Consider the following 26,544-nt stretch of genomic DNA (forward strand, 5'->3'; position numbering starts at 1 on the left):
CTTAGATTTGGAATGCCGATGGTGGAAACCAGTCGGCGTGTTCCATAATAATACTTACAAGTACTTTTTTAACGCATTTTCCAGCCGCTTTTCGTCCAGCTTGCCGGTCAGCGTGGCGGCCACCTTGCCGTTGCGGTCCAGCACCAGCGTGTAAGGCAGGCCGCCGGTCTTGTTGCCCAGGCTGCGCATAAGATCCAGTGTCTCATCGTTGCCCAGAAGGATGGGATACGTGATCTTCAACTGCTGTACGAAAGGCGCCACCTGTTCCTTGTTGTCCAGCGCGACGCCCACCACCTCCACGCCCTTGTCCGCCAGCTTCTTGCGCAGACCATTCAGCATCGGCATCTCTTCGCGGCAGGGGCCGCACCAGGTGGCCCAGAAGTTCAGCACCGTCACCTTGCCTTTGTAGGCCGCTGTGGTGACGGGCTTGGCGTTTAGATCGGTGAAGCGGCTTTGCTCCAGCGAGGGGGTGGCCAGGGCCGCCAGCGGCAGCGCGGCAATCAGCAAAGTGGCAAACAGGCGTTTTGATTTCATTGGCAGATCCTGTGATGTCATTGGAATTGTCTTGCTTTTCCGCCACTTGCGGCGGACGAGAGTGCTGCAAAAATTAACTTTATGTTAAAATGATCGATTGATTCTTTTGCGGAGTGGCCATGTCTATCCTCGTCTGCGGGGCGCTCGCATACGATACCCTGTTCTCGTTCCATGGCCGTTTTGACAGTCAGATCCTGCCGGATCAGCTGCACAAGATTTCCACCACTTTTCTTGCCCCAACCATGCGCCGCGAATTCGGCGGCATGGCCGGCAACATCGCCTACAGCCTGTGTCTGCTGGGTGAAAAGCCCATTGTGATGGGCGTGGTGGGCGAGGACTTCGAACCGTATCGGCAACACCTCAAACGGGTGGGCGTGGATGACCGTTTCATCCGCCTGATCCGCAAGCAGTATACCCCGCAATGCTTTGGCATTGCCGACAAGGACGGCAATCAGTTGATGGCCTTCCATCCGGGGGCGATGGATTTCGCCACCGAAAACCACGTGTCGGACATTGCTGACCCGATCGAGCTGGCCATCCTGTCGCCGGGCGGCTATACCGCCTTCATCCAGCATTCGCGCGAGCTGGCGGCGGCCGGCATTCCGTTTATCTTCGATCCGGGCCAGGAATTGCCACTGCTGTCGCGCGACGAGATCCACGAGATCGTCGAGCTGGCCAGCTATGTCGCCATCAACGACTACGAGAGCGAACTGATGCGCGAACGCGCCGGCCTGACGGTGGACGAGCTGCGCAAGAAGGTGAAGGCGCTGATTGTCACCCGCGGCTCCAAGGGCGCGGAGATCTACGTGGGCGACACCGTGCATCTGATCCCGCGGGTGCAGATGCCCATCAAGCCGGTGGATCCGATGGGATGCGGCGACGCCTTCCGCGCCGGCCTGTTGTGGGGCATTAGCCGCGGCATAGACTGGAAGATCACCGGCCGGCTGGCCAATGTGATCGGCGCGATCAAGGTGACCACCCCGGGCTGCCAGAACCACTTTTTCGACTGGGATTCGCTGAAGGACATCTACCAGCAGGCTTACGGCGAAGAGTGGCCGCTGTAAGCCATGGGTTTTTCTGTTGAAAGGTGCTGCATCCGCAGCGCCTTTTTTGTTTGTTCCGCCCCTCCGTTCTCATTGAGAAGCGGAGATTGGCCGCGCGGCTTCTGAGCGGGCGCGGGCTTGGCGGCGGCGTCTGCAAACCTTTGAAGATTTGCTTCTGATCTATAAATACGTGATTTCTTCTACTGCCATGGATGCTGGCGAGGCTGGGGTGTCCGCATCAGACTTTGCGGCAGGAAATCAGCCTAGACTATTTTTAAGTTGATATTCTATTTGCAGCAAATTTTCGGCGATGCGTGCCATCGGCTTGGGATTTCAGTCTGGCGATGCGATGGCGCGAAGTGGCGAGATGAAAGGTTCGATTGGTGGCGGTGGCTCGGAGCGCTTAAGCCTGTCGTCCGGAAGGCCTTTCAACAATTCAACTTGCATTCGAGTTGGCGCCGCTGGTCTTGCTTTGCCGGTTGCTGTGCAGTCTAAGAGTGAAGGGGAAGGCTTGAATATGTCGCTCGCCATCCCCACCATTAATCAATTGATCCTGATGATCGTAGCTTGCAAGGGGAAGTCATGCCACCCGTTCCGCACTTGGCCACCGCACTCACTGGCCCACTTTACGAGTTGGAAAGCCGCATTCTGGCGGCCCAGCCGCAAATCGAACACTGGTTCCGCAGCCAATGGCATGCCCACGCCACGCCGTTCTATGGCTCGGTGGATCTGCGCAACAGCGGCTTCAAGCTGGCGCCGGTGGACATGAATTTGTTTCCGGGAGGCCACAATAATCTCAATCCGGAATTCCTGCCGCTGGCAGTGCAGGCGGCGCAGAGCGCGGTGGACAAGGTTTGCCCCGAGGCGCGCAGCATCCTGCTGATTCCGGAAAACCATACCCGCAATACCTTTTATCTGCAGAATGTCGCCACGCTGGTGCATATTTTCGAGCAGGCCGGCCTCAAGGTGCGGCTGGGTTCGTTGAACCCGGAAATCACCGAACCGACCGAGCTGGTTTCCGCCAACGGCGACAAGCTGACACTGGAGCCGCTGGAGCGGCGCGGCAACCGTCTGGTGTTGGCCGACGGCTTTAATCCCTGCGTGGTGCTGCTCAACAACGACCTGTCGGCCGGCATTCCCGACCTGTTGCAGAATTTGGAGCAGACCCTGCTGCCGCCGCTGCACGCCGGCTGGGCGGTGCGGCGCAAGACGCATCACTTCGAAGCCTACAACAAGGTGTGCGACGACTTCGCGCGGCTGATCTCCATCGATCCGTGGACCATCAATCCCTATTTCTCCAGTTGCGGCGGCCTGGACTTCCATGCCCGCACCGGCGAGGAGCAATTGGCGGAAACGGTGTCGCAGATGCTGGACAAGATCGGCCGCAAATACCGCGAATACGGCATAGACAACGATCCCTTCGTCATCGTCAAGGCCGATGCCGGCACCTATGGCATGGGGGTGATGAGCGTGAAAAGCCCGGACGAGGTGATCGGCCTCAACCGCAAGGCGCGCAACAAGATGTCGGTGGTGAAGGAAGGCCTGGAAGTGTCCGAGGTGATCGTGCAGGAGGGCGTATACACCTTCGAAACGGTCAACGAGGCGGTGGCCGAGCCGGTGGTGTACATGATGGACCGCTACGTGATCGGCGGCTTCTACCGCGTGCACACCGGCCGCGGCATAGATGAAAACCTCAATGCGCCGGGCATGCATTTCGTGCCGCTGTCGTTCGAGACGGCATGTCTGCCGGACCGCAAGGGCCTGCCGGACTGCGCGCCGAACCGTTTCTACGCCTACGGCGTGATTTCGCGACTGGCGCTGTTGGCGGCTTCGCTGGAATTGGAAGCCACCGATCCGGACGCCTGATGCCCTGGCCGCATGCCGCATGAGGGCCCCGCTATCCGTATTGGGTTAAAATGTCCGCAGAGAAAGCATCGCTGCGCTCTCGGATCATAATATCAATCATGGATAGCGGCCCGCCGCTGGCGGGCAAGCGGAGGCAATATGAAAAAACTGGTTTTTGCAGGACTGATGGCGGTGGCTAACGTTTGTCTGGCCGATGGCGCGGTAGTGAAGGTGTCGCCGGCCGCCCAGTACATCGATCCGGTGCGGATCAACGCCAATATCCGCAACGAATGCACGCTGCCGGAGGCGCAGTCCGCCGCCAGCCTGAAAGGCTTGGCTGAGGCCGGAGTCAGCGCCGAGGCGGCGCCGGAGGACCAGCTGAAGCAGTCCGGCTATTATCTGAAACTGCGTCTGGAGAACGTGGTGTCGATGGGCAATGCCTTCATCGGCCATCACAAGTCGGTCTCCATGGTCGCCAAACTGTACAAGAACGGCAAGCTGGTGGACACCTTCACCGGCTCGCGCGACTCCATGGGCGGCATCATGGGTGGTTTCAAGGGCTCCTGCTCGGTGCTGGAGCGTTGCTCGCAAACCCTGGGCAAGGATCTGGCCGTGTGGGTAAAGTCCAAGCTCGATTCGTAAGCGCCGATTGTCGATGCCGGCGCCGCCCGTCCTCTACTGGAAAGATTCTGTCATGAGAATACTGTTCATTGCCGACCCGCTGGAACACTTCAAGATCTACAAGGACACCACCTTCGCGATGATGGAGGAGGCGCACCGCCGCGGTCACGCCATCAGCTTCGCCGAGGTGCACCAGTTGTCGGTGGAGGGCGAGCGCATTCTGGTGGATGCCCACGACCTCGCGATCACCGACGAGCGCCCCAACTGGTACAAACTGGGGCAGGTGCAGCGCCAGCCGCTGTCCGGCTTCAGCGCGGTGGTGATGCGCAAGGACCCGCCGTTCGACATGGAGTACCTGTACGCCTCGCAGCTGTTCACGCTGGCCGAGGCGCACGGGGTCAAGGTGTTCACCAGCGGTCAGGCGCTGCGCGATTTCAACGAGAAGCTGGCCATTCTCAACTTCCCGGAGCTGATCTCGCCAACGCTGATCAGCAGCGAGGCGCACCGCCTGCGCGCCTTCGTCAAGCAGCACCAGGACGTGATCCTGAAGCCGCTGGACAGCATGGGCGGCGACAGCATCTTCCGGGTACGGCCCGACGACGTCAACCTCAGCGTAATCATTGAAAACATCACTCTGCGCGGCAAGCGCACCATCATGGCGCAGCGTTTCATCCCGGAAATCCGCGATGGCGACAAGCGCATCCTGGTGATAGACGGGGTGCCGGTGGAGCATTGCCTGGCGCGCATCCCCGCCGCCGGCGAAACCCGCGGCAACCTGGCGGCCGGCGGCCGCGGCGAGGCGCGGCCGCTTTCGGCGCGCGACCGCCAGATCGCCGAAACCGTGGGGCCGGAGCTGAAGAAGCGCGGCATCCTGCTGGCCGGCCTGGACGTGATCGGCAATTATCTGACCGAGGTCAATGTCACCAGCCCCACCTGCTTCCGCGAGATCATGGAGCAGACCGGCGTCAATGTCGCAGGACTCTACATCGACGCGCTGGAGCGCCACTGCCAGCATTGATCTCGGCGGCGGCGGTTTGCCAGAGCGATCTGGCCATCTTGCCGGCTACGCGTTATGCATGCCTGCGTCTGCCGTTGACGGCGCGAGGATGGGAGTGAAGATGGGAAAGATGCAGGAGAGCCCGTTCAAGGGCAAGACCGGCCTGGTCAGGCTGATCAATGCCTTTGGCTATTCGCTGGACGGGTTTCGGGCGGCTTTCCGTCACGAGGACGCTTTCCGCCAACTGGTATTGCTGGAGGCCATCCTGATTCCGATGGCCTTCATCGTCCACGCCGCGCCGCTGGCGCGCGCGCTATTGGTGGCCAGCAGCCTGGCGACGCTGATCATCGAGTTGCTCAACTCAGCCATCGAGGCGGCGGTGGACCACACTTCGCTGGAGCGCCATCCGCTGGCCAAGCGCGCCAAGGATATGGGCAGCGCCGCCCAACTGCTGGGCCTGATCAACTTGGCGGTGGTGTGGGGGCTGGTGCTGTTCGGTTGAGCCGGCTGGCGGTGGATAGGCTGCGCGCTTGGAATAAATAACAGCCCCGTTTGCGGGGCTGTTATTTATTCGACGGCCAAGTTTGGCGTCGCGATTCCGCTGGGCTTCAGCGCAGCCGGCGATAGAGGTAGCCGGGATAAACGCGGATGCAGCCGGGCTCCTCGGCCACCTCTCCTTGCTCGCCCAGCAGTTGCCATTGCGAATCACGCGCGATCAGCGTGCGGTAGACCGGGCTGCCGGCGCGGTAGAACAGCAGCTCCCGGCCGCGGAAGGCATCCAGCGGCAGCAAAGGCCGCTGCGAGGCCGGCAGCAGTGTGGCGGTGGCGAACAGCGCCATTTCGTTGATCTGTTCGCGGTCAGCGCAGCGGAGGCCGCAGAAGGCCAGCAGGAAGGCGATGGACAGCAGCAGGTACTGGTGGTCGGCCAGGCTGAACAGGGTGAGGACGCTGGCTCCGGTAAACAGGAAATGGCTGTTGAGTTTCATTTTGTTTCTATCCAGTGATACTGGCTTGGCGATGTCAAACGCCAACATGGGCGGCATGTCGTGGCACCGGTCCGCCGCGGTGGCTCTAATCCGGAGGAGAATACGCCGAAGGCTGGGATTATAGCGCCTGGATGGAAAGTATTTTAAATATAATCAATTGCTTGCACATGTTGTCGGCTTGGGGCCTGTAGCGACCGCACTTTGCCTGGGTGATGCATATGTGCAACAAGATCCGGCTGCGCAGCCGCTCTCCCGAAGCGGTGCGGGTTTCCTTCTGCTGCCGGCTGGGAGGGCCGGGATGCCGGCGTATCTGGCTGCGTATCGGCGGCGTCTTGTCTATTGATCTGCATTCGCAGCGTTTTACGTCTTTTCTTCCTATCTAAAAAATTGTCAATCCGTAGAATCCCACCATATGCCAGATTTGGTCATTATGTTGTGGCTAGGTATTTTCATGTTTCAACATCATGAGTCGTTGCGCTTGATTTTCTGGCAAAAGGTGCAGTTCTTATATTTATGACCCAGCTATTTCTGACAGGTAATTAGATTTAAATACCACTAAGCTTTACGGGTGTAGGTGCCGATAACCGGTATAATTACTATTTGTATATTTCATTTCGGTTTGATGATTTGGAAAACTAATAGTAAGAGTAATGGAGTTTGTTCCGTCCTGATGGCGGCACGCTTTGCGTGTCGTATGCAGTTGCCTGGATTATGTACAACTTTAATCATCTTTTAGTATGGGAGCTTATATCATGAATGATGTTGTCAATGAGGCGGTAACCTCGCTCAAGAAGATTGGAAGTCTCAAGGAGTTATGGCTTACTGTTGTTGGTGAAAGGAAGGACTCTGTCAATGATGTCATGGCAATGCATAGCGCATACTCGGACATGTCTTTCAGCTTGAAAATCCAGGACTTGGCAAATGTATTCAGTGGGGTATACCTTGATACCTATTGGACCGGTCTTGGTGAGAGCTCAAACATAATGGCTGAACATTTGAGTCAGGCATTAGGTACTGCGATGCCGGATGCTATTGGCATTGCTAGGAATTCCGTAGCGCAGTGGCGTGGCCTGTTGTGTCGGAAGAATCTTTCCGATTCGGGGTTGATTCCTGCGCGTGGAGCTTATACCGACTCTATGGATATCGTCTGCAATCGAGATGTTCCATTGGATCCCAAACAATTGATCATTCAGTGGGATGATGTATTTTATAAAACACCCCAAGTTGGGAAAAATTATATTTATGCTCGCTGTCAGAATAAAGATTTTGATGGCAAAATTCGTGATGCCCAAGTGCGAATGTATTATTCGCCTGGTGGTTTCAATACGCCGCCTTCTTCCTGGGTAAAGTGCCTTACCGATGTGAAAGGACAGTTTTTCGGAAGCGTCCTTGATATAAATAATCGTCCAGCTGTTTTGGACAGGGGTGATCGGGGGGTGTCGGAAGCTTTTGTCCTGGATGTGCAGTCCACGGCTCATATTTGCATTGCCGCCGCCATAAGTTATCCTTACTTTGAAAAAAACATTCCAGAGCAGATCAGTACGGGGAACTGGAATGCCGTGACTTGGATTATGAATAATGGCGCGGCGGCTTGGAGGAACGTGAACCCGGTACTCAACCAGGGCGATGAATCGCTGGTTTTTCACAATCAGGATGCCACACCGGAGCAGTTTAGCTTCGTCCTGCGGTGCCAACATGTGCCGTTCGGTTCCAAGTTGAGGATGTATTCGGAAGATCCTGCGGCGGCTTTCGATAGCGGCATGGTGAATATCGTCAACGATTGTCAGGAATTACAGGTTTCGGTGGTTGTGCCGCCGTATTATGCCGGCCGTATCAAGTTGCATCTGGAGGGGCCGGATGGCAAACCTCTGCCAAGAGGGGCGGCGGTGGAGATCCGCATGCTCTGGTGCGTGCCCCACTCGCATCATCATTACTTGCAGGCGGTCGCCTTGCTTGGCGCGATCAGCGCGTTGCCGACATTGCAAAGCGTGCATGTGCCCTTGGGTTATTACACCATGCTGGGGATTGAAGAGTAGGCCCCTTGGCCGGAGCGTACCGATGCTGATTCTGTCGATAAAACGATGAGCCTGGATGAAGAACAGCCCTGTCCGGCGATGCCGGCAGGGCTGTTTGTCTATCAGTCCGAGAGTGCTGGGCTTACGCCGGGCTGGCCTCTTCCTTGCCTTCCGGCGGCGCGATCTGCTCGGCGTAGCCGCATTCCTTCTGCGGACATACCTTCTCGGTGCCGCGGCGCTTGGTCACCTTGATGGTCAGGATAGGCCAGCCGCACTGCGGGCACTTCTCCGCCACCGGCGGGTTCCAGGTGGCGTACTTGCACTTGGGATAGGTGTTGCAGCTGTAGAACAGCTTGCCGTAGCGGCTCTTGCGCTCGATCAGGCTGCCGGTCTTGCATTCCGGGCATTCCACGCCGGTGTCGCGCGGTTTTTCCAGCGGTTCGATGTGCTTGCACTTCGGGTAGTTGGCGCAGCCGATGAACTTGCCGTAGCGGCCCTTCTTGATGTGCAGCTCGCCGCCGCAGTCCGGGCAGACCCGGCCTTCGATCACCGTCGGCGCCTCGGCTTCTTCGGCCGCCTGTTCGGCGGTTTCGCCCAGGTTGCGGGTGTAGTCGCACTCCGGGTAGCCGGTGCAGGCGATGAAGCGTCCGCGCTTGCCGAACTTGATGGACAAGGGCTTGCTGCATTTCGGGCAGGCTTCGTCCAGGCTTTCCGTGGTCACTTCGGCGCGGGAAATGCTTTCTTTCTCGGCGATCTGCTTGGAAAAGCCTTTCCAGAAGCTGTCCATCACCGGCACCCATTGGCGGTTGCCGCTGGCGATCTCGTCCAGCTGGTTTTCCAGCTTGGCGGTGAAGTTGTAGTCGACGTACTGGGAGAAGTGCTCGGTCAGGAACTTGTTGACGATGTCGCCGGTGTCGGTCGGCAGGAAGCGCTTCTTGTCCAGGATCACGTACTCGCGGTCCTTCAGCGTCGAGATGATGCTGGCGTAGGTGGACGGCCGGCCGATGCCGAATTCTTCCAGCGCCTTCACCAGCGACGCCTCGGAGAAGCGCGGCGGCGGCTGGGTGAAGTGCTGCTCGCCGTACAGCTTGTCGACCGGCAGTTCCTCGCCCTCGGCCAGCAACGGCAGTTTGGCGTTGTCCTCGTCCTCGGCGTCGTCGACGTCCTCCTCGTACACGGCGAGGAAGCCGGCGAAGGTCTGCACCTGGCCGCTGGCGCGGAACACGCCTTCGCCCACCAGGATGTCGACGCTGGTGGTGTCGAACTTGGCCGGCGCCATCTGGCAGGCCAGCGTCCGTTTCCAAATCATGTCGTACAGCTTGAACTGGTCGGTGGTGAGGAAGGGCTTCACCATCTCCGGCGTGCGCAGGATGGAGGTGGGGCGGATCGCCTCGTGCGCCTCCTGGGCGTTCTTGGCCTTGCTCTTGTAGGTTACCGGGCCCTTGGGCAGAAAGTCGGCGTCCCATTTCAGGCCGATGTAGCCGCGAATCTCCTCCACCGCCTCATTGGCCAGCGCCACCGAGTCGGTACGCATATAGGTGATCAGGCCGACTGTGCCCTGGCCGATGTCCATGCCCTCGTACAGCTGCTGCGCGGTGCGCATGGCGCGGTCGGTGGTCATGCCTAGCTTGCGCACCGCCTCCTGCTGCAGCGTGGAAGTGGTGAACGGCGCGGCCGGGCTGCGGGTCTTCTTTTTCTTCTCGATGCTGCCGACCTGGGCCGGTTTGCCTTCGAGGCGGGCCAGCACCGATGCCTGCTCCGCCTCGTTGGGGATGGCGAACTGGTCCAGCTTGACGCCGGCCATGGTGGTCAGCTTGGCGGAGAACTTGGTGCGGCTCTTGTGGCTGTCCAGATGCACCGACCAGTATTCCTGCTGGACGAAGGCCTTGATCTCGTTCTCGCGTTCGCAGATCAGGCGCAGCGCCGGGCTTTGTACGCGGCCGGCGGACAGGCCGCGGCGGATTTTCTTCCACAACAGCGGCGACAGGTTGAAACCCACCAGATAGTCGAGCGCGCGGCGGGTCTGCTGGGCATCGACCAGGTCCTGCGCGATCTCGCGCGGATTCTGGATCGCTTCCAGCACCGCGTTCTTGGTGATTTCGTGGAACACCACGCGTTGCGCGGTCTTGTCCTTCAACAGTTTCTTCTTGTTGAGGATTTCGACCAGATGCCAGGAAATGGCTTCGCCTTCGCGGTCCGGGTCAGTCGCCAGATAGACGTGGTCTACCTTGGCGACGGCTTCGACGATGGCATCGACGTGCTTGCTGTTGCGCGCGATCAGCTGGTACTTCATCGCGAAGTCTTTTTCCGGGTCTACCGCGCCGTTCTTGGGCACCAGATCGCGCACGTGGCCGTAGGAGGCCAGGACTTCGAAGTCCGGACCCAGATATTTCTTCAGCGTTTTCGCCTTCGAGGGCGACTCGACGATCAAGAGGCTGGTGGGCATGTTATCTTTTCAATTTCAAGCCGGGGTGACCGGCGGACACATCTTGTTATATCCGTCAAACAAAACAAGAGCGCAAGGGCGCTCTTGATCACGGAAAGCCGCTTGGCCGAACGGCGGCATGTTAAGCCTCGCCGCCGGGCCTGACAAGCTATTGCATGGTGGGCTCGCCGTGAACGGCTTCTAGCAGCGCCTCGCCGAGCAAAATCGGCAACTCGGCCTGTTGCGCCCACAACACCATCAGCACCAGCAGTTTGGCGCTGGCGACGTCGAGATCTTCGCTGTCCAGCTCCATCAGGCGGTCTATCACCATTTCCCTTTGCGACGGGCTCAGCGCGCCGTTGTCCTCCAGGAAGCGGATCAGGCCGCGCACATCGGCTGGCAGATGCTCCAGTTCGTCGTCGGCGTAGATGCGCAGGCCGCTGCCTTCGTCGGCGCCGGCATAGGCTTCGACGCTGGTTTCGCCGACGCTGTCCAGCCAGTCCAGAGCCTCGCCGATGTCGTCATCGTCGAAACCAACGGCGTTGAGCTGGCGGGTGAGGGCATTGCGGTCGCCGAAAGCGGCGGGGTCGCTGTATTGCTCGAATAAATAGGTGAGTACGTCAAACATCGGTATTTTTCGTGGAAGAACGCCATGCGTTCAGGTTCGAGCCAGCCTTTGGAAGCGGCCGCCGGCAAGGCTGGCCACCTGGCCGTCCAGCTCCAGTTCCAGCAGCATCGCGTAAACCTCCCCGGCAGTCAACCCGAGCGAGTCGGTTAGGTGCTCCGCCAGCACCGGCTCCCACCCCATCGCGGCCAGCAGGGGCGGGGCTTCCCCGGCGTTTGCTGGGGTTGCGGCGGCGAGGGGCGCGGTCAGCCGGCCGATCTCGTCGAGCACGTCGTCCACGTTTTCCACCAGCCGGGCGCCGTCTTTGATCAGCTGGTGGCAGCCGCGGGCCTGCGGGTTGTGGATGCTGCCGGGCAGCGCCATCACGTCGCGGTTGTTCTCCATCGCCAGCCGGGCGCTGATCAGCGAGCCGGAGGCGGTGCCGGCTTCCACCACCAGGCAGCCGCGGGCCAGGCCGGCGATGATGCGGTTGCGGCGCGGGAAGTGGCCGGCCAGCGGCCCCATGCCCAGTGGAAACTCGGACAGGATCAGGCCCTCTGTCGCGATGCGGTGGGCCAGCGCGCGGTTGCCGGCCGGATAGACCCGGTCTATGCCGGTGCCGATCACCGCGATGGTCGACGCCGGGTGCGCCAGCGCGCCCTGGTGGGCGGCGGCGTCGATGCCGCTGGCCAGGCCGCTGACAACGGTGTAGCCGTGGGCGGCCAGCGCGGCGGAGAAATCCTCGGCGTTGCGCTTGCCTTGCGGAGTGGCGGCGCGGCTGCCGACCACCGCCAGCATCGGCCGGGCCAGCAGCTCGCGCCGGCCGCGGGCGAACAGCAGCGGCGGCGGCGAGGCGGCCTCCGCCAGCTGCGGCGGATAGTCCCGGTCTTGCAGCGTCAGCAGGTGGCAGCCTTCGCCTTCGGCCCAGGTTAGCGCGGCGTCCACCATCGGAGCGGCCAAATCCTGCTGCAGCGCCTCGGCGGCTTCGCGGCCTATCAGTTTTTCGGTCTGGGCGGCGCGGGCGGCTGCGGCGTGTTCGGCTGAGCCGAAGGCGTCGATCAGCTTGAGAAAGCCGACCGGGCCGATGCCGGGCGTCAGCGCCAGCTTCAGCCAGGAGGTCGAGGCGGCGCTCATTCGGCCTCCGGCGCGGCGATGCTGTCGCCGACGTAGATGGCGCTGGTGCTGTCCAGCACCAGCGCGTAGGAGACCTTGTCGAACACCCGGTAGACGAACAGCTTGCCGGCCTGCTCGGTCGGCAGCTGTCCTTGGCGCGGCTTGCCGTCGGCGCCGGTGATAAGGATATTGCCGCCCTTCTTGTAGATGCCGAATACCAGGCCCGGCTCCATCCCGCTCTGGCTGCCCAGATTGACGGCGACGGTGGAGTACTGCGCCGCGCCGTCTATGCCCTGGTAGGTGCTGATGATCTTGCCGCGCAGGTTTTCCGGCGGCGGGTGCGGCACATAGCTGACGAACTGCTCCTTGGGCGCGCGCACCAGGCGGTCGCCGATCAGGATCTCCTCGGCCACGCGCCTGACGCGCAGCGTCTGCACGTCGCGGCCCAGCTTCTCCACCACCAGGTCGCCGCTGTAGGAGGCCTCGATGCCCAGCGCGTTGTTGCTGTCGGGGTCCACCAGCGGCTTGCCCAGCCGGTACGATTGCCAGGTGCCGCTTTCGCCCACGCCGCTGGCGTAGACCTTGTCGCCCTGGCTGATGCTGATGCGTTCGTCCGGGCCGGCCACCAGCTGCGGCCCGGTGGCGAATTGCGCGGCATCCACCACCAGCGGTCGGGCGAGGAAGGGTTCTATCACGTCGGCGGGAATGCTGGAGATGGCGCGGTCCAGCTCTTCCGGCCTGGCCTGCGGCGACAGCTTGACCTCGCGGGTGGCGTCGCTGGCCAGCGACAGTCGCGGCCTGCCGTCGACGTAGTCCAGCACCAGCACGTCGCCGGGATAGATCCAGTGCGGGTTCTTGACGTCGGCGCGGTTCATCCGCCACAGCTCCGGCCATTGCCACGGGCTTTGCAGATAGCGGCCGGAAATGCCCCACAGCGTGTCGCCCTTGACCACGGTGTAGCGGCCGGGCGCGTCGGGTTTGACCGTCAGTTCGTCGGAAAAGGCAGGAAGAGCCAGCCCTAGAACCAGAGCAAGCGATATAATGCGGTTACGCATGAATGAATCCCAATCTTGGTGCCGGCAGGCCTGGGCCCTGGGCGGGGACGGAACGAAGCTGCGTCGGACTGCTCTATTATCGACGCGAGCGCGGCAATACGACAACTTGGAGTGAATAAATACCAATGGCGCTGTTGAACATTTTGCATTACCCGGACGAGAGACTGCACACCGTGGCCAAGCCGGTGGAGGTTTTCGACGCGGCGTTGCAGCAGCAGATCGACGACATGTTCGAAACCATGTACGAGGCGAAGGGCATAGGCCTGGCGGCGACCCAGGTGGATCATCATTACCGTCTGGTGGTGATGGACATCTCGGAGGAGCGCGACGAGCGCCGGGTGTTCATCAACCCGGAAATCATCGCCAAGGACGGCGAAACCGTCTACGAGGAAGGCTGCCTGTCGGTGCCCGGCATCTACGACAAGGTGACCCGTGCCGAGCATGTCAAGGTGAAGGCGCTGGACCGCGACGGCAAGCCGTTTGAACTGGACGCCGACGGCCTGCTGGCGATCTGCATCCAGCACGAGATCGACCACCTGAACGGCGTGGTATTCGTCGAGCGCTTGTCGCAGCTGAAGCAGACCCGCATCAAGAGCAAGCTGAAAAAGCGCGAAAAGCAGAATATGTAAGCACAGGCCGGCCTCGAAGCCGGCCGCGACGGCGCTGCCTGGCGGCGCCGTTGTCGTTGCCAGGGATGAACGATGAAACTGATTTTTGCCGGTACGCCGGAATTCGCCGCCGCCGCGCTGCGGGCGCTGATCGCCGCCGGCCATGAGATCGCGCTGGTGCTGACCCAGCCCGACCGCCCGGCCGGCCGCGGCATGAAGCTTAAGCCCAGCCCGGTGAAGGAGGTGGCGCTCTCTCACGGCTTGAGGGTGGAGCAGCCGGAAAAGCTGCGCGGCAACCTGGAGGCGCAGCAGATGCTGCGCGAGGTCGGCGCGGATTTGATGGTGGTGGCCGCCTACGGTCTGATCCTGCCGCAGGACGTGTTGGAGATCCCGGCGCGCGGCTGTCTCAACATCCACGCGTCGCTGCTGCCGCGCTGGCGCGGCGCCGCGCCGATCCAGCGCGCGATCCTGGCCGGCGACGGCGAAACCGGCATTACCATCATGCAGATGGATGTGGGTTTGGACACCGGCGACATGCTCAGCATCCATCCGCTGGCCATCGCCGCCGACGAAACCGCGGCCACCCTGCACGACAAGCTGGCGGCTTGCGGCGCGGAGGCGATCGTTTCCACGCTGGAGCGGCTGGACCAGATCCAGCCACTCCAGCAGCCGGAAGACGGCGTCACCTACGCGCAGAAGCTGTCCAAGGCCGAGGCTGAAGTGGACTGGACGCTGCCGGCCGCCGATATCGCCCGCGCCATCCGCGCCTACAATCCGGCGCCTGGCGCCTTCACCCAGCTTAACGGCGAGCCGCTGAAGCTGTGGCTGGCCAGCGCTGAGGAGGGCCGCGCCGAACCGGGCGTGGTGGTGTCCGCCGACGCAGACGGCGTGCTGGTGGGCGCGGGCGACGGCCTGGTGCGGCTGACCCTGCTGCAGGCCGCCGGCGGCAAGCGGCTGGCGGCGCGCGATTTTGTCGCCGGCCGCGGCGCGCTGGCGGGAACCCGGCTGGGCGTTTGAGCTTCCAAGCAGTTGGACCACTAAAGCAAATAAGGGTAGAGCATGAACGACAACTGGCTGAAGACCACGGTGCTGATGGCCGCGATCATGGCCTTGTTCGCGCTGATAGGCGGCATGATGGGAGGCAAGGCCGGCATGCTGCTGGCGCTGCTGTTCGGCGGCGGCATGAATCTGTTCGCCTGGTGGAATTCCGACCGCATGGTGCTGTCGATGTACAACGCGCAGGAGGTCGATGCCAACAGCGCGCCCGAGTTCTACGGCATGGTGGCGGAGCTGGCTCAGCGCGCCGGCCTGCCGATGCCGCGCGTCTACGTCATCCATGAGGAGCAGCCCAACGCCTTCGCCACCGGCCGCAATCCGGAAAACGCCGCGGTGGCCGCCACCAGCGGCATCATGCGCCTGCTGGACTACCGCGAGCTGCGCGGCGTGATGGCGCACGAGCTGGCGCACGTCAAGCATCGCGACACGCTGATCTCCACCATTTCCGCCACCATGGCCGGCGCTATCTCCGCGCTGGCCAACTTCGCGATGTTCTTCGGCGGCCGCGACGAGAACGGCCAGCCGGTCGGCCTGTTGCCGCGGCTGGCGGTGGCGTTGCTGGCGCCGGTGGCGGCGTCGTTGATCCAGATGGCGATCTCGCGCGCGCGCGAGTTCGAAGCCGACCGCGGCGGCGCGGAAATCTGCGGCGACCCGCTGGCGCTGGCCTCCGCGCTGCAGAAGATAGAGTATTACGCGCAAGGCATCGCGATGCCCACCGCCGAGGCCCACCCGGAGACCGCGCAGATGATGATCATCAACCCCTTGTCCGGCGGCGGCGGCCTGGGCGAGCTGTTCCGCACTCATCCGCACACCGCCGAGCGCATCGAGCGCTTGAACGCGCTGGCGCGCGGCGTGTATTGAACGCTTATATTGAATCAGCCATAGAGGCCAGTTCCATGCGGGACTGGCCTTGTTTTATCGAAAGAACCACCATGCATCACATCCAGCAACTGGCCGCGGACATCCTGGGCCGCGTCGAGGCCGGCACCACCCTCACCGAGGCCTTGGCCGCGGCCCACCGCCAGGCGCCCAATCTGTCGGCTTCCGAGCGCGGCGCGCTGCAGGACTTGAGCTATGGCAGCCTGCGCCATCTGGGCACGCTGAGCCATCACCTGCGCCAGTTGGTGCCAAAGCCTCTGCCCGAGCCGCAGCTGGAGCGGGTGCTGATCGTCGCCTTCTACCAGCTGCTGCACACCCGCGCCGCCGATTACGCGGTGGTCAACGAGGCGGTGACGCTGGCCGGCACCTTGGCCAAGGGCAATTTCAAGGGGCTGGTCAACGGTGTGCTGCGCAACTTCCTGCGCCGGCGCGAGCAGCTGACCGCGCTTGCCGCGCGCGATCTGGTGGCGAGCAGCAACCACCCCAGCTGGTGGCTGCAGCGGGTGCAGGCCGCCTATCCGGAGCAGTGGCGGCAGGTGATGGCCGCCGCCAACGCCCATCCGCCGCTGACGCTGCGGGTCAATCGCCGCGATGGTTCGGTCGAGGATTACCTCAAGCGGCTGGAGGAGGCCGGCATGGCGGCGGCGACGCTGGGCGGCGAGGCGGTGCAACTGGCCAAGCCGGTCGCGGTGCGCGAGCTGCCGGGCTTCGCCGACGGCGAGGTGTCGGTGCAGGACGAAGGCGCGCAGCGCGCCGCGCACTGGTTGGACCTGCAGCCGGGCCTGCGGGTGCTGGACGCCTGCGCCGCGCCCGGCGGCAAGACCGGCCACATGCTGGAACTGGCCGACATCGAGGTGACGGCGCTGGATATCGACGCCGCGCGGCTGACCCGGGTGGCCGACAATCTGGAGCGGCTGGGCCTCACCGCCCAGCTGCGCGAGGCCGATGCCGCCAGGCCGGAGGCATGGTGGGACGGCCGGCCCTTCGACCGCATCCTGGCCGACGTGCCGTGCTCGGCTTCCGGCGTGGTGCGCCGCCATCCGGACATCAAGTGGCTGCGCCGTCCGGGCGATTTCGCCATGCTGGGCCGCCAGCAGGCCGAGATGGCGGACGCGCTGTGGCCGCTGCTCGCCAGCGGCGGAAAAATGCTATACGCTACCTGCTCGATTTTTCCCGAAGAAAACCAACAGCAATTGGAAAGCTTCCTGCGGCGCCACCCTGATGCGGCGTGCCTGAGGCAGGAGCAACTGCTGCCCTGTGAGCGTCATGACGGTTTCTATTACGCGCTGCTTGAGAAGCATTAGCCTGGTGTTGGGCCTGCTGTGCTGCCTGGTTCAGGCGGCACAGGCGGACGCCATCGTTTCGCGCCGCGCCGAGGCCGAAGTGCTGAGCGACGGCACGCTGTCGGTCAGCACCCGTTTCCTGACCAAGCTCACCCCCAGCCTCAGCGAAGCGCTGCAGCAGGGGGTGGCGCTGGGGTTCCGGCTGGAATTCCAGCTGATCAAGCCGCGCACCACCGCCTACTACCTTTCGCTGCGCGAGTGGTTCGATCCGCACGCCCAGCTGAGTTTCAAGCTGTCCTACCAGTCGCTGACCGGCCGCTACCGCGTCAGCATCGGCAGCCTGTCCAACTATTACCCCAGCCTGCGCGAGGCGCTGGCGGCCATCGGCGCCATCCAGGGCTGGCGCGTGCTCAATCCCGGCACGCTCGACCCCAGAAAGCCCGGCCAGGTGGCCGGCCAGGTCCGGCTGCTGCTCGACATCGGCGAGCTGCCCAAGCCGTTCCAGATGAACGCGCTGGGTTCGGACGACTGGTCGCTTGATTCCGACTGGATCAAGCTCGACGTCAAGGACGGCGGCTGATGCGCTACGCCACCATCGCGATGGCGACGCTGGGGGCGATCCTGCTCTATCTGCTGGCCGTCGCCACCGGCAACGCATCCAAGCTCAACGACTACTACTGGTGGGTGTTCGGTCTCAACAGCCTGCTGTTGCTGGCGCTGCTCAGCGTGGTGGGCCGCCAGCTGTGGCGCTTGCGCCAGCGGGTGAGGAACCGGGTGTTCGGCGCCAAGCTGACGCAGAAGTTGGCGCTGATGTTCGCCGGCGTGGCGCTGGTGCCGGGCCTGCTGGTGTTCACCGTGTCGGCGCAATTCCTCACCCGCAGCATAGAAAGCTGGTTCGATGTGCGGGTGGAGGCGGCGCTGGACCGCGGCCTGGTGCTGGGCCGCAGCGCGCTCAACTACGTGCTGGACGATGTCGGCCGCAAGAGCAAGCTGGTGCTGGAGGAGGTGGAGCCGCTGCCCGACAATCTGTTGCCGGCGCGGCTGGAGCGCCTGCGCGAGCAATTGGGCTTGCGCGAGATCGCCATCTTCGACCGCGGCAACGGCCAAATGCTGGCCTTCGCCTCCGCGTCCTCCCGGCCGCCGCCGCAAGGGCCGGCGCGCGAGACGCTGCGCGCGGTCAAGCTGCGGTCGCCGCAGCAGAGCATAGAAAACGACGGCAACAGCGGTCTGGTGCTGCGGGTGTTGCTGGCTTACCGAATGCCGGACGAGCAGGTGAGGGTGCTGCAGCTGCAGCAGATGGCGCCGGCCGACATCAGCCGCGACGCCGAGCAGATCGAGAGCGCCCGCTCCGAATACCGCCAGCTGCTGCTGTCGCGCCAGGGCCTGCGCACTTTCTACATGCTGACGCTGGCGCTGGCGGTGTTGCTGGCGCTGACAGCGGCGCTGGCCTTCGCGTTGTTCCTGTCCGAACGATTATCCGCGCCGCTGTCGGAGCTGGCCGCGGGCACGCGCGCGGTGGCGCAGGGCGACTTTTCCAAGCGCCACCCGGTCTACCGCCGCGATGAACTGGGCATGCTGACCACCCTGTTCAACCGCATGACCCAGCAGTTGGACGAGGCGCGCCAGGTGGCGGACAAGAGCCGCGGCGAGTTGGAGGGCGGCAAGCTGTACCTGGAGAGCATACTGGCCAACCTGTCGGCGGGGGTGATCGCCTTTGGCCGCGACTGGCAGATCCGCGCCGCCAATACCAGCGCCTCGCGCATCCTGGGGGTGGAATTCACCCATTTGGCCGAACACCGCTTCCCGGAATGGGGCGAGGTGATGCCGGCGGTGGCGCCGCTGGTGGCGACCGTGATGGAGCACGCCGACAGCGATGTGGAGAGCGACTGGCAGACCCAGCTGAACTACGAGACCAGCCAGGGCGAACGCACCTTGCTGGTGCGCGGCGCGCGGTTGCCGGAACACTCCAGCGACGGCTACGTGCTGGTGTTCGACGACATCACCGAGCTGGCGCGCGCCCAGCGCGACGCCGCCTGGGGCGAGGTGGCCAAGCGGCTGGCGCACGAGATCCGCAATCCGCTGACGCCGATCCAGCTGTCGGCGGAGCGGCTGGCGATGAAGCTGGCCGACAAGCTGGACGGCAACGACGCCGACATGCTCAAACGCTCCACCGACACCATCATCAAGCAGGTGGGCGCGTTGAAAAGCATGGTGGACGCTTTCCGCGATTATGCCCGCGCGCCGCGGATCAAACTGGTCAAACTTGACCTTAATCAGGTGATCCGCGAGGTGATGACCCTTTACGAATCCAATCCTGCTGTTAAGATTGCGCTGGACGAGGTTCCGCTGATGATCATGGGCGACGCCGCCCTGCTTCGGCAGGTGTTGCACAACCTGATGCAGAACGCCCAGGATGCAGTCCTTGACGTTGGCATCCCGATGATTCAAATTAGCAGCCGACAAGAAGAAGGAAACGTGCTCGTTTGCGTCGAGGACAATGGCGCGGGCTTCAACCCCGACATCCTTAGACGCGCGTTCGAGCCTTATGTGACCAGTAAAGCCAAGGGAACCGGTCTTGGACTGGCCGTGGTCAAGAAGATTATGGAAGAACACCATGGACAGGTCATTTTGGGGAATGCCGAACAGCAAGGTGCGCGCGTCCTTCTTTCCCTGCCATTGCTGGAGGCCTAATGCGTAGCAGCGATATTTTGATTGTGGACGACGAGATCGGTATCCGAGAACTGCTCTCCGAGATCCTGCAGGACGAAGGTTATACCGTGGCCTTGGCGGAAAACGCCGAGGTGGCGCGGCAGTTGCGCAACCAGACGCGCCCCGCGCTGGTGCTGCTCGATATCTGGATGCCTGACTGCGACGGCGTCACCCTGCTGAAGGAATGGGCCAAGTCCGGTCTGCTCAACATGCCGGTGGTGATGATGTCGGGCCACGCCAGCATAGACACCGCGGTGGAGGCCACCCGCATCGGCGCCTTCGACTTCCTGGAGAAGCCGATCGCCCTGCAAAAGCTGCTGACCACGGTGCAGCGCGCGCTGAAGTACGGCGACATGCAGGCCAACACCTCGCTGAATCTGGACAAGCTGGGCCGCAGCGAGCCTATCCAGGAGCTTAAGCGCCAGCTGGAGCGCGTCGCCAAGGTCAAGTCGCCGGTGCTGCTGACCGGCGAGTCCGGCTCCGGCTTCGAGCTGGTGGCGCGCTTCTTTCACCAGGGCAATACGCCCTGGGTGACGCCGGCCAAGCTGGAGCAGCTGGCTGACGCGCCGCTGGAGCTCTTGCAGAAGGCCAACAACGGCGTGCTGTATCTGCCGGAAATCGGCCAGTACAGCCGCCGCGTGCAGCAGGGCCTGTTGTTCCTGCTGTCCAAGCTCGACCGCTTCAATGTGCGTCTGCTCTGTTCTTGCAGCCGTCCGCTGCAGGAGCTGCTGGTGGACCCGGAGTGCGACAACCGCCTGCTGACCGCGCTGTCCAGCGTGATCGTGCCGATTCCGCCGCTGCGCGAGCACTCGGAAGACATCACCTTCATCGCCGAGCAGATCCTGGTGGAGCTGGTGGAGTCCAAGCAGGTGCCGGCGCGCAAACTGACCACCGCGGCGCTCAACGCGATGCGCCAGTACGACTGGCCGGGCAATCTGGAGCAGCTGCGCAGCATTATCAAGAGCCTGGCGCTGACCGCCGAATCGGACGAAGTGGACGCCGGCGAAGTCAACAAGGTGCTGGCGCAGTTCCGCCACGAAAAGCCGGTGGAGGAGTCGGGCTTCGACTTCAACATCCCGCTGCGCGAATTGCGCGAACAGCTGGAGCGCCGCTATTTCGAGTATCACATCTCGCTGGAGAACGGCAATATGAGCCGGGTGGCGCAGAAAGTGGGCCTGGAGCGCACCCACCTCTACCGCAAGCTGAAGCAGCTGGGCATCAAGTTCGCCCGCAAGGTGGCGGAGGAGTAAGCGCCGCAAGTCGCTTATCGACGCCAGCCCTTCGCGGCTGGCGTTTTGCTTTTGCGGGATTCAAGGATTGAGGTTGGCGATGGAAGAACTCGACGATCGGGCGCTGCTGCGCTACAGCCGGCACATCCTGCTGCCGGAAATCGACATAGCAGGCCAGCGCCGGCTGCTGGCGGCGCGCGCGCTGATCATAGGCGCCGGCGGCCTGGGGTCGCCGGTGGCGCTGTATCTGGCCAGCGCCGGCGTCGGCAGCCTCACCATCGTAGACGACGATACGGTGGAGTTGTCCAATCTGCAGCGCCAGATCGCCCACGACAGCGCCAGCCTGGGGCAGGGCAAGGCCGAATCGGCGGCGCGGCGCATGCTGGCGCTCAATCCCGCCATCGCCGTGCGGCCGCTGGCGGAACGGCTGGCCGGCGAGCGGCTGCTGGCGGAAGTGGCGGCGCACGACCTGGTGCTGGACTGCTCCGACAACTTCGCCACCCGCCACGCCGTCAACCGCGCCTGCGTGGCCGCGCGGGTGCCGCTGGTGTCGGGCGCGGCGGTGCGTTTCTCCGGCCAGCTGGCGGTGTTCGACAGCCACGATGCCGCCTCTCCGTGCTACCACTGCCTGTTTCCCGAAGAGGGCGATGCCGGCGATGGCCCGTGCGCCACCTTCGGCGTGCTGTCGCCCCTGGTGGGCGTGATCGGCAGCCTGCAGGCGGTGGAGGCGGTCAAGCTGTTGGCCGGCGTCGCGCCGCGTTTGGGGCGGCTGACGCTGTACGACGGCCTGAACGGCGATTTCCGCCAGATCCGCGTGCCGCGCGATCCGGGGTGTCCGGTGTGCGGGAGCGCGGCATAGGCTGAAGTGCGGAACGTCCGGCCAGCCGGAGCGTCCCGCCGAACATCTGTCAATCGGGCCGGAGGGGATGGCGGAACGCTGCGAGGCGTTTCCGCCCTACAGGTTTACAGATGGGACTCGATCAGTTGCCGCACTTCGGCGAAGTTCATCACTCCGACGTAGCGCTTGATGATGTTGCCCTGCTTGTCGATCAGGAAGGTGGTGGGCGCCAGCTGGATGTCGCCGAAGGCCTTGGCCACCTCGCCCTGGGTATCCAGCGCGACGAAGAAGGGCAGCTGGTTGTGGGCGACGTAGCTTTGCACGTAGTTGGGCGGATCGTAGCTCATCGCCACCGCCACCACGTTCAGCCCCTTGCCGGCGTATTGCTGGTGCAGCTTCTTGATTTCCGGCATTTCCTCTACGCAGCCGGGGCAGCTGGTGGCCCAGAAGTTCACCAGCACCACCTTGCCCTTCAGCGCCGCCGTGCTGGTGGTGGCGCCGGCGAGCGAGGTCAGCTGCACCTGCGGCGCCGGATTGCGGCCGAACAGCAGCGAATAGGCGATGCCGGCCACCGCCAGCAATGCCACCGCGATCAGCAAACCTTTCTTCATCTCGTTTTCCCGAATGTGATGCGGCGATTAGGCCGACTGGGCCTGTATCAGTTCCAGCGCTTCCTTCAGCTTGCCTTCCAGCACCACGGCCTTGCCCGCGCGGGAGTCGAACACCACGAAGGTGACGTCGGCTTGCGCCACCAGGGTGTCGGTGCCGTCCAGCAGCACGCGCTGGTGGATCACCGCGCTGCGGTTGCCTATCGACTTGACGGCGGTTTCGATGACCAGCATCTCGCCCATGGTGGCCGGACGCGTGTAGTCGATGTTGATGTTGACCACGGCCAGTCCTAGCCCGCTCTGCAGGAATTGCGCCAGCGTGCCGCTGTCCTCGAAGCTGTTCCAGCGCGCCTCCTCCAGAAATTCCAGATAGCGGGCGTTGTTGACGTGGCCGAACAGGTCCAGGTGGTAGCCGCGGACCTTGATCCGGGTTTGATGCGCCATGTGTTTCCCCTTTGCTTGTTGCGCTGCGTTATTCGGTGTGGCCGTCCAGGTCCAGCGGGACGAAGGCTTCGCGTTCCAGCGGTTCGGCCACCAGGTCGGTCAGCACGCCGTGGATTTCCAGCTTGAACCATTGCTGGAACAGGTTGGGGCTGAGGTTCTGCGGCCACAGGCTGTCGTCCTCGCACCAGTCGGCCAGCTCGGCTTCGAACAGCTGGCGGTATTGCTGCAGCACGAAGCCGCGCGCGCTGTCGTAGTCATCGGCCGGCGGGATCAGCAGCGCGTTGCAGTTGGCGGACAACTGCTGCAGGTCGATGTCATGGTCCAGGCTGCCTGGCAGGCTTTTCAGCCAGGCGAGGAAAGGCGCTTGCGGGCGGAGCAGCGCGATGCTGCGGTTGACTTCAAACATAATGCGTCCTTGTTCAGTGGCTGGACAACAGGTTGTCGCGGGTGAAAACGAATTTCTGGCTGATGCGCAGCGTCGGGAAGCGGCCGGCCAGCGAAGACGGGAAGGGCGGGAACGGCGCCGCCAGCTCGACGATGCGCTGGGCCGCCTCGTCCAGGACGGTGCTGCCGGAGCGCCGCAGCACCCGCTGCGACTGCAGGCTGCCGTCGGCGTTGATGGTCACTTCCAGCGTGACCGCGCCGTGCAGCCCCTGGCGGCGGGCTTCGGCAGGGTAGTTGAAATTGCCGATGCGCTCCACTTTCAGCCGCCAGTCGGACTGGTAGCGCGCCCACGGGTAGCTGCGGGCGGCCTCGCCCATGTCGGCGCCGGCCTGGCCGCTTTCCAGATCGTTGTCGGCGGCGGCGTTGTCGCCGCTGCGGGCCAGCTCTCCCACCTGTGCCAGCAGCGAGCCGGTGTTCAGTTGAGTGGCGGGCGGGCTGGGCGGGAGCTTGGCCGGGCTGGGTTTCGGGCTGAGAATCGGGGTCGGCGACGCGGCCGGCTGTTGCGGCGGTGGAGTGGGTGCGGCGGCATGCACCGGCGGAGCGCTCCGGCTGATCAGTTGCCGCGGCGCGGCGGTATTGCCGGCGCCCTGATGGTTGTCTTCGGCCAGCCGGGCGGTGTCGGGCGCCGCCGGGGCGGGCTGCTGCAGGCGTATGCTGATCTGCGGCGCGCTTTCTTGCGCAATGAACGGCGGGCCGGGCGGCAGGCCCGCCAGGCTGAGCAGCAGCAGATGGGCCAGCAGCGACACGCCGACCATCAGCCATAGCCGATGGCTGAGGGCTGCGGATGGGCGGGAGCGGTAAAGGTGATCGGCCATGGCGTATTCCAGACTTTGCCGGATTTTAGCACGTCGGCAACGACAAACGCCGCGCGCGGCGCGGCGTTGTCGATTTGGTACAGGCGCGGGGCGGGATTACTTTTCCAGCAAGCTGCGCAGCATCCATGCGGTTTTCTCGTGCACCTGCAGGCGCTGGGTCAGCAGGTCGGCGGTGGGCTCGTCGCCGGCTTTTTCCACCACGGCGAAGATGCTGCGCGCGGTGCGACAGAGGGTTTCGTGGCCGTCCACCAGCTGGCGGATCATGTCGTCGGCCTTGGGCACGCCGCTGGCTTCGGGAATCGAGGTCAGGCGCGCGTAGTCGGCGTAGCTGCCCGGCGCGTAGTGGCCCAGCGCGCGGATGCGCTCGGCCACCAGGTCCACCGCCAGCGCCATTTCGTTGTATTGCGCCTCGAACATCAGGTGCAGGGTGTTGAACATCGGGCCGGTGACGTTCCAGTGGAAGTTGTGGGTTTTCAGATACAGGGTGTAGCTGTCGGCCAAGAGGCGGGATAAACCGTGGGCGATGTCTTGCCGGTCCTGTTCGTTGATGCCGATATCCATGACTATGCTCCTGTGAGGCGGCGCTGCTGCCGGGCCGCATTTTGGACTACACTTTCCGCTTTTGATGGAAAGTGGCGATGAAACCCTGGTTGCGATGCCATGATGGCCGGGTGCGCCTGACGCTGCATGTGCAGCCCGGCGCCAAAAAGACCGAGCCGGCCGGCGAGCATGGCGATTGCCTGAAGATCAGATTGGCCGCGCCGCCGGTGGATGGCAAGGCCAATGCCGCGCTGCTGGCCTGGCTGGCCGGGCGCTTCGGCGTGGCCAAGCGCGATGTGGCGCTGCTGTCGGGCGACAAGAACCGGCACAAGGTGGTGGAGGTCCGGAGCGCTCTGGACGCCGCCGCCGTGCTGGGCCTGTTCGGCATTCATTGAAGATGGCGGCCTTGCGGCGGCTTGTCATCCACCCGGCTGTATTCGCCCTCGATCACGTCGCCGGCGCCTGGAGGCGGGTTGGCTGCGGAGGGGCCAGGGCGCGGGCCGGTCTGCATCTTGATGCCGGGTCCCTTGATGGGCAGCAGCAGCAATACGGCCAGCGCGTCGCTGAGCAGGCCGGGCAGCAGGAACAGCACGCCGGCCAGCGCGTAGCGCAGCGGCCACAGCAGCGAGTACAGCGAAACGTTTTCGTCCTGGCGCATCACGCTGCCCAGCGTCAGCAGCGCGCCCAGTTTCTGGTTGCGCAGCATCCACAGGCCCAGCATGGACGACAGCAGCACCAGCAGGAACACCGCCAGGCCGCCGATATGGTCGGCCAGCGCCACCAGGACGGCGATTTCGGCGAACGGGTAGATCAGCAATAACAGCAGGAGCGCGCGCATCTTGAATACTATTCCATCTATCGATTGTTTACTGGTTGTCTGCAATGTACCCGATCAGCAGCTGGCCGGACAGATCGCGGCGACGCTGGTGGCGGAGCAACTGGCCGCCTGCGTCAATATTCTGCCGCCTTGCCGCTCGGTATACCGCTGGCAGGGCGCGGTGGAGCAGGCCGAGGAGACGCCGCTGCTGATCAAGACCCGCCGCGATGCCTATCCGCGGCTGGAAAGCCGGCTGGCGCAGCTGCATCCGTACGAGGTGCCGGAAATCATCGCTTTGCCGCTGGAGCGCGGATTGCCCTCCTACCTGACATGGGTATCCTCCTGCGTGCTTTCAAGTGGCGGCGGCTGACGCGCAAGTTATTGCGACTGTCCGGGGGCGGATTTCGTTCCTGGCGGACCGTCATGCGCGGGAAATATTTTTCACGGAATGACTTGACGCTACTGAAGGGTTTCATTATAGTTGCGGACTCTCGTGGGTCGTTAGCTCAGCTGGTAGAGCAGCGGACTTTTAATCCGTTGGTCGCAGGTTCGAATCCCGCACGACCCACCACGAGAAGCTTGTAGTGTTGCATGTCCCGGACGGGTCGTTAGCTCAGTTGGTAGAGCAGCGGACTCTTAATCCGTAGGTCGAGTGTTCGAGCCACTCACGACCCACCATCCAGACATGTGCCGTACGTTGTGCGGGTCGTTAGCTCAGCTGGTAGAGCAGCGGACTTTTAATCCGTTGGTCGCAGGTTCGAATCCCGCACGACCCACCAATCAAGCTCATTTCTGTTGTCAATGCAGTTCAGGATGGGTCGTTAGCTCAGTTGGTAGAGCAGCGGACTCTTAATCCGTAGGTCGAGTGTTCGAGCCACTCACGACCCACCACCATCCCTGCATCTCCCCGACACCGCATTCCCCCATGGGTCGTTAGCTCAGCTGGTAGAGCAGCGGACTTTTAATCCGTTGGTCGCAGGTTCGAATCCCGCACGACCCACCAAGAATTCAGGCTCCAGGCCCGGTCATGCGACCG

Annotated in this window: 28 protein-coding genes and 5 tRNA genes; 21 read left to right on the top strand and 12 right to left on the bottom strand. The window is 63.2% G+C overall.

Annotated features, from left to right (window positions below):
* Positions 1 to 54 precede the first annotated feature (54 nt).
* Positions 55 to 534 (bottom strand): TlpA family protein disulfide reductase, encoded by a 480-nt coding sequence (locus BI347_RS08725; protein WP_239690850.1) that lies wholly within the window; start codon positions 532 to 534, stop codon positions 55 to 57.
* Positions 535 to 653: 119 nt separating this feature from the next.
* Here BI347_RS08725 and BI347_RS08730 point away from each other — a divergent pair, with 119 nt between their 5' ends.
* The 5 genes from BI347_RS08730 (at position 654) to BI347_RS08750 (ending at position 5,542) form a co-directional block, all read left to right on the top strand.
* Positions 654 to 1,598 carry a carbohydrate kinase family protein gene (locus BI347_RS08730; protein WP_071115723.1) on the top strand — a complete coding sequence of 315 codons (945 nt, stop codon included), beginning with the start codon at positions 654 to 656 and terminating at the stop codon, positions 1,596 to 1,598.
* Between the two features lie 561 nt (positions 1,599 to 2,159).
* The gene (gene gshA, locus BI347_RS08735; RefSeq protein WP_071114193.1) at positions 2,160 to 3,443 is read left to right on the top strand and encodes a glutamate--cysteine ligase; all 1,284 of its coding nucleotides are present in this window, start codon (positions 2,160 to 2,162) and stop codon (positions 3,441 to 3,443) included.
* A gap of 138 nt (positions 3,444 to 3,581) precedes the next feature.
* Positions 3,582 to 4,064, top strand: coding sequence for a hypothetical protein (locus BI347_RS08740; RefSeq protein WP_071114194.1), 483 nt, complete (start codon positions 3,582 to 3,584; stop codon positions 4,062 to 4,064).
* Between the two features lie 52 nt (positions 4,065 to 4,116).
* Entirely contained in the window at positions 4,117 to 5,061 is a 945-nt protein-coding gene (gene gshB, locus BI347_RS08745) for a glutathione synthase (protein WP_071115724.1), read from the top strand.
* Positions 5,062 to 5,161: 100 nt separating this feature from the next.
* On the top strand, positions 5,162 to 5,542 hold the full coding sequence (locus BI347_RS08750) for a diacylglycerol kinase (RefSeq protein ID WP_071115725.1): 381 nt from the start codon (positions 5,162 to 5,164) through the stop codon (positions 5,540 to 5,542).
* 106 nt (positions 5,543 to 5,648) lie between these two features.
* On the opposite strand, the gene BI347_RS08755 is transcribed toward BI347_RS08750, so the two are convergent.
* A complete protein-coding gene (locus tag BI347_RS08755; protein WP_071114197.1) occupies positions 5,649 to 6,026 on the bottom strand; it encodes a hypothetical protein in 378 nt (125 codons plus the stop codon).
* Positions 6,027 to 6,778: 752 nt separating this feature from the next.
* Between BI347_RS08755 and BI347_RS23515 the strand changes: the two genes are divergently transcribed.
* Positions 6,779 to 8,062 (top strand): hypothetical protein, encoded by a 1,284-nt coding sequence (locus BI347_RS23515; protein ID WP_139167072.1) that lies wholly within the window; start codon positions 6,779 to 6,781, stop codon positions 8,060 to 8,062.
* 121 nt (positions 8,063 to 8,183) lie between these two features.
* On the opposite strand, the gene topA is transcribed toward BI347_RS23515, so the two are convergent.
* From topA to BI347_RS08780, 4 genes are all read right to left on the bottom strand, one after another.
* Positions 8,184 to 10,487, bottom strand: a complete 2,304-nt coding sequence (gene topA, locus BI347_RS08765; protein WP_071115726.1) for a type I DNA topoisomerase — start codon at positions 10,485 to 10,487, stop codon at positions 8,184 to 8,186.
* A 148-nt stretch (positions 10,488 to 10,635) separates the two neighbouring features.
* Positions 10,636 to 11,094 (bottom strand): Smg family protein, encoded by a 459-nt coding sequence (locus BI347_RS08770; RefSeq protein ID WP_071114200.1) that lies wholly within the window; start codon positions 11,092 to 11,094, stop codon positions 10,636 to 10,638.
* Between the two features lie 30 nt (positions 11,095 to 11,124).
* Positions 11,125 to 12,204, bottom strand: coding sequence for a DNA-processing protein DprA (dprA, locus tag BI347_RS08775; RefSeq protein ID WP_071115727.1), 1,080 nt, complete (start codon positions 12,202 to 12,204; stop codon positions 11,125 to 11,127).
* Complete coding sequence (locus BI347_RS08780) at positions 12,201 to 13,238, bottom strand: LysM peptidoglycan-binding domain-containing protein (RefSeq protein WP_071115728.1); 1,038 nt, start codon at positions 13,236 to 13,238, stop codon at positions 12,201 to 12,203. Before BI347_RS08780 ends, dprA begins: the two co-directional genes overlap by 4 nt.
* Before the next feature lie 125 nt (positions 13,239 to 13,363).
* Here BI347_RS08780 and def point away from each other — a divergent pair, with 125 nt between their 5' ends.
* The 8 genes from def (at position 13,364) to BI347_RS08820 (ending at position 21,861) form a co-directional block, all read left to right on the top strand.
* A complete protein-coding gene (def, locus tag BI347_RS08785; RefSeq protein ID WP_071114203.1) occupies positions 13,364 to 13,867 on the top strand; it encodes a peptide deformylase in 504 nt (167 codons plus the stop codon).
* A 72-nt stretch (positions 13,868 to 13,939) separates the two neighbouring features.
* The gene (fmt, locus tag BI347_RS08790) at positions 13,940 to 14,863 is read left to right on the top strand and encodes a methionyl-tRNA formyltransferase (protein ID WP_071115729.1); all 924 of its coding nucleotides are present in this window, start codon (positions 13,940 to 13,942) and stop codon (positions 14,861 to 14,863) included.
* A 42-nt stretch (positions 14,864 to 14,905) separates the two neighbouring features.
* Positions 14,906 to 15,763: a zinc metalloprotease HtpX gene (gene htpX, locus BI347_RS08795; RefSeq protein ID WP_071114205.1), complete on the top strand. Its 858-nt coding sequence runs from the start codon at positions 14,906 to 14,908 to the stop codon at positions 15,761 to 15,763.
* A gap of 71 nt (positions 15,764 to 15,834) precedes the next feature.
* The gene (gene rsmB / locus BI347_RS08800; RefSeq protein ID WP_071116381.1) at positions 15,835 to 17,085 is read left to right on the top strand and encodes a 16S rRNA (cytosine(967)-C(5))-methyltransferase RsmB; all 1,251 of its coding nucleotides are present in this window, start codon (positions 15,835 to 15,837) and stop codon (positions 17,083 to 17,085) included.
* Positions 17,072 to 17,644, top strand: a complete 573-nt coding sequence (locus BI347_RS08805) for a DUF4390 domain-containing protein (RefSeq protein WP_239690851.1) — start codon at positions 17,072 to 17,074, stop codon at positions 17,642 to 17,644. Before rsmB ends, BI347_RS08805 begins: the two co-directional genes overlap by 14 nt.
* Complete coding sequence (locus BI347_RS08810; protein ID WP_071114207.1) at positions 17,644 to 19,755, top strand: sensor histidine kinase; 2,112 nt, start codon at positions 17,644 to 17,646, stop codon at positions 19,753 to 19,755. Before BI347_RS08805 ends, BI347_RS08810 begins: the two co-directional genes overlap by 1 nt.
* Positions 19,755 to 21,023 carry a sigma-54-dependent transcriptional regulator gene (locus BI347_RS08815; RefSeq protein WP_043571914.1) on the top strand — a complete coding sequence of 423 codons (1,269 nt, stop codon included), beginning with the start codon at positions 19,755 to 19,757 and terminating at the stop codon, positions 21,021 to 21,023. Before BI347_RS08810 ends, BI347_RS08815 begins: the two co-directional genes overlap by 1 nt.
* A 79-nt stretch (positions 21,024 to 21,102) precedes the next feature.
* Positions 21,103 to 21,861 (top strand): HesA/MoeB/ThiF family protein, encoded by a 759-nt coding sequence (locus BI347_RS08820; RefSeq protein WP_071114208.1) that lies wholly within the window; start codon positions 21,103 to 21,105, stop codon positions 21,859 to 21,861.
* Between the two features lie 104 nt (positions 21,862 to 21,965).
* On the opposite strand, the gene BI347_RS08825 is transcribed toward BI347_RS08820, so the two are convergent.
* The 5 genes from BI347_RS08825 to BI347_RS08845 form a co-directional block, all read right to left on the bottom strand.
* Entirely contained in the window at positions 21,966 to 22,451 is a 486-nt protein-coding gene (locus BI347_RS08825) for a TlpA family protein disulfide reductase (protein ID WP_071114209.1), read from the bottom strand.
* 27 nt (positions 22,452 to 22,478) lie between these two features.
* On the bottom strand, positions 22,479 to 22,892 hold the full coding sequence (locus BI347_RS08830) for an acyl-CoA thioesterase (RefSeq protein WP_071114210.1): 414 nt from the start codon (positions 22,890 to 22,892) through the stop codon (positions 22,479 to 22,481).
* Between the two features lie 28 nt (positions 22,893 to 22,920).
* Positions 22,921 to 23,298 carry a VacJ gene (locus BI347_RS08835; protein WP_071114211.1) on the bottom strand — a complete coding sequence of 126 codons (378 nt, stop codon included), beginning with the start codon at positions 23,296 to 23,298 and terminating at the stop codon, positions 22,921 to 22,923.
* Positions 23,299 to 23,311: 13 nt separating this feature from the next.
* A complete protein-coding gene (locus BI347_RS08840) occupies positions 23,312 to 24,151 on the bottom strand; it encodes an energy transducer TonB (protein WP_071115730.1) in 840 nt (279 codons plus the stop codon).
* Positions 24,152 to 24,247: 96 nt separating this feature from the next.
* A complete protein-coding gene (locus BI347_RS08845; protein WP_071114213.1) occupies positions 24,248 to 24,712 on the bottom strand; it encodes a Dps family protein in 465 nt (154 codons plus the stop codon).
* 77 nt (positions 24,713 to 24,789) lie between these two features.
* Here BI347_RS08845 and BI347_RS08850 point away from each other — a divergent pair, with 77 nt between their 5' ends.
* On the top strand, positions 24,790 to 25,086 hold the full coding sequence (locus tag BI347_RS08850; RefSeq protein ID WP_071114214.1) for a DUF167 domain-containing protein: 297 nt from the start codon (positions 24,790 to 24,792) through the stop codon (positions 25,084 to 25,086).
* On the opposite strand, the gene BI347_RS08855 is transcribed toward BI347_RS08850, so the two are convergent.
* Positions 25,080 to 25,529 (bottom strand): FxsA family protein, encoded by a 450-nt coding sequence (locus BI347_RS08855; protein WP_071114215.1) that lies wholly within the window; start codon positions 25,527 to 25,529, stop codon positions 25,080 to 25,082. The two genes, BI347_RS08850 and BI347_RS08855, sit on opposite strands and share 7 nt — an antisense overlap.
* A 1-nt stretch (position 25,530) precedes the next feature.
* Here BI347_RS08855 and cutA point away from each other — a divergent pair, with 1 nt between their 5' ends.
* From cutA to BI347_RS08885, 6 genes are all read left to right on the top strand, one after another.
* On the top strand, positions 25,531 to 25,878 hold the full coding sequence (gene cutA / locus BI347_RS08860) for a divalent-cation tolerance protein CutA (RefSeq protein ID WP_338032376.1): 348 nt from the start codon (positions 25,531 to 25,533) through the stop codon (positions 25,876 to 25,878).
* A gap of 125 nt (positions 25,879 to 26,003) precedes the next feature.
* A tRNA-Lys gene (locus BI347_RS08865) sits at positions 26,004 to 26,079 on the top strand.
* Between the two features lie 31 nt (positions 26,080 to 26,110).
* Positions 26,111 to 26,186 (top strand) — tRNA-Lys (locus BI347_RS08870).
* Between the two features lie 25 nt (positions 26,187 to 26,211).
* Positions 26,212 to 26,287: transfer RNA gene (locus BI347_RS08875), tRNA-Lys, on the top strand.
* A gap of 36 nt (positions 26,288 to 26,323) precedes the next feature.
* A tRNA-Lys gene (locus tag BI347_RS08880) sits at positions 26,324 to 26,399 on the top strand.
* A 36-nt stretch (positions 26,400 to 26,435) separates the two neighbouring features.
* Positions 26,436 to 26,511: transfer RNA gene (locus tag BI347_RS08885), tRNA-Lys, on the top strand.
* The last annotated feature ends 33 nt before the right edge of the window (positions 26,512 to 26,544 follow it).

Origin of the sequence: Chromobacterium sphagni (genome assembly GCF_001855575.1) — a bacterium.
Taxonomy (GTDB): Bacteria; Pseudomonadota; Gammaproteobacteria; order Burkholderiales; family Chromobacteriaceae; genus Chromobacterium; species Chromobacterium sphagni.

Excerpts from the sequence above, each read along its gene's own strand:
- BI347_RS08725 (WP_239690850.1), bottom strand. The coding sequence starts at position 534 with ATGAAATCAAAACGCCTGTTTGCCACTTTGCTGATTGCCGCGCTGCCG.
- BI347_RS08730 (WP_071115723.1), top strand. The coding sequence starts at position 654 with ATGTCTATCCTCGTCTGCGGGGCGCTCGCATACGATACCCTGTTCTCG.
- gshA (WP_071114193.1), top strand. The coding sequence starts at position 2,160 with ATGCCACCCGTTCCGCACTTGGCCACCGCACTCACTGGCCCACTTTAC.
- BI347_RS08740 (WP_071114194.1), top strand. The coding sequence starts at position 3,582 with ATGAAAAAACTGGTTTTTGCAGGACTGATGGCGGTGGCTAACGTTTGT.
- gshB (WP_071115724.1), top strand. The coding sequence starts at position 4,117 with ATGAGAATACTGTTCATTGCCGACCCGCTGGAACACTTCAAGATCTAC.
- BI347_RS08750 (WP_071115725.1), top strand. The coding sequence starts at position 5,162 with ATGGGAAAGATGCAGGAGAGCCCGTTCAAGGGCAAGACCGGCCTGGTC.
- BI347_RS08755 (WP_071114197.1), bottom strand. The coding sequence starts at position 6,026 with ATGAAACTCAACAGCCATTTCCTGTTTACCGGAGCCAGCGTCCTCACC.
- BI347_RS23515 (WP_139167072.1), top strand. The coding sequence starts at position 6,779 with ATGAATGATGTTGTCAATGAGGCGGTAACCTCGCTCAAGAAGATTGGA.
- topA (WP_071115726.1), bottom strand. The coding sequence starts at position 10,487 with ATGCCCACCAGCCTCTTGATCGTCGAGTCGCCCTCGAAGGCGAAAACG.
- BI347_RS08770 (WP_071114200.1), bottom strand. The coding sequence starts at position 11,094 with ATGTTTGACGTACTCACCTATTTATTCGAGCAATACAGCGACCCCGCC.
- dprA (WP_071115727.1), bottom strand. The coding sequence starts at position 12,204 with ATGAGCGCCGCCTCGACCTCCTGGCTGAAGCTGGCGCTGACGCCCGGC.
- BI347_RS08780 (WP_071115728.1), bottom strand. The coding sequence starts at position 13,238 with ATGCGTAACCGCATTATATCGCTTGCTCTGGTTCTAGGGCTGGCTCTT.
- def (WP_071114203.1), top strand. The coding sequence starts at position 13,364 with ATGGCGCTGTTGAACATTTTGCATTACCCGGACGAGAGACTGCACACC.
- fmt (WP_071115729.1), top strand. The coding sequence starts at position 13,940 with ATGAAACTGATTTTTGCCGGTACGCCGGAATTCGCCGCCGCCGCGCTG.
- htpX (WP_071114205.1), top strand. The coding sequence starts at position 14,906 with ATGAACGACAACTGGCTGAAGACCACGGTGCTGATGGCCGCGATCATG.
- rsmB (WP_071116381.1), top strand. The coding sequence starts at position 15,835 with ATGCATCACATCCAGCAACTGGCCGCGGACATCCTGGGCCGCGTCGAG.
- BI347_RS08810 (WP_071114207.1), top strand. The coding sequence starts at position 17,644 with ATGCGCTACGCCACCATCGCGATGGCGACGCTGGGGGCGATCCTGCTC.
- BI347_RS08815 (WP_043571914.1), top strand. The coding sequence starts at position 19,755 with ATGCGTAGCAGCGATATTTTGATTGTGGACGACGAGATCGGTATCCGA.
- BI347_RS08820 (WP_071114208.1), top strand. The coding sequence starts at position 21,103 with ATGGAAGAACTCGACGATCGGGCGCTGCTGCGCTACAGCCGGCACATC.
- BI347_RS08825 (WP_071114209.1), bottom strand. The coding sequence starts at position 22,451 with ATGAAGAAAGGTTTGCTGATCGCGGTGGCATTGCTGGCGGTGGCCGGC.
- BI347_RS08830 (WP_071114210.1), bottom strand. The coding sequence starts at position 22,892 with ATGGCGCATCAAACCCGGATCAAGGTCCGCGGCTACCACCTGGACCTG.
- BI347_RS08835 (WP_071114211.1), bottom strand. The coding sequence starts at position 23,298 with ATGTTTGAAGTCAACCGCAGCATCGCGCTGCTCCGCCCGCAAGCGCCT.
- BI347_RS08840 (WP_071115730.1), bottom strand. The coding sequence starts at position 24,151 with ATGGCCGATCACCTTTACCGCTCCCGCCCATCCGCAGCCCTCAGCCAT.
- BI347_RS08845 (WP_071114213.1), bottom strand. The coding sequence starts at position 24,712 with ATGGATATCGGCATCAACGAACAGGACCGGCAAGACATCGCCCACGGT.
- BI347_RS08850 (WP_071114214.1), top strand. The coding sequence starts at position 24,790 with ATGAAACCCTGGTTGCGATGCCATGATGGCCGGGTGCGCCTGACGCTG.
- BI347_RS08855 (WP_071114215.1), bottom strand. The coding sequence starts at position 25,529 with ATGCGCGCGCTCCTGCTGTTATTGCTGATCTACCCGTTCGCCGAAATC.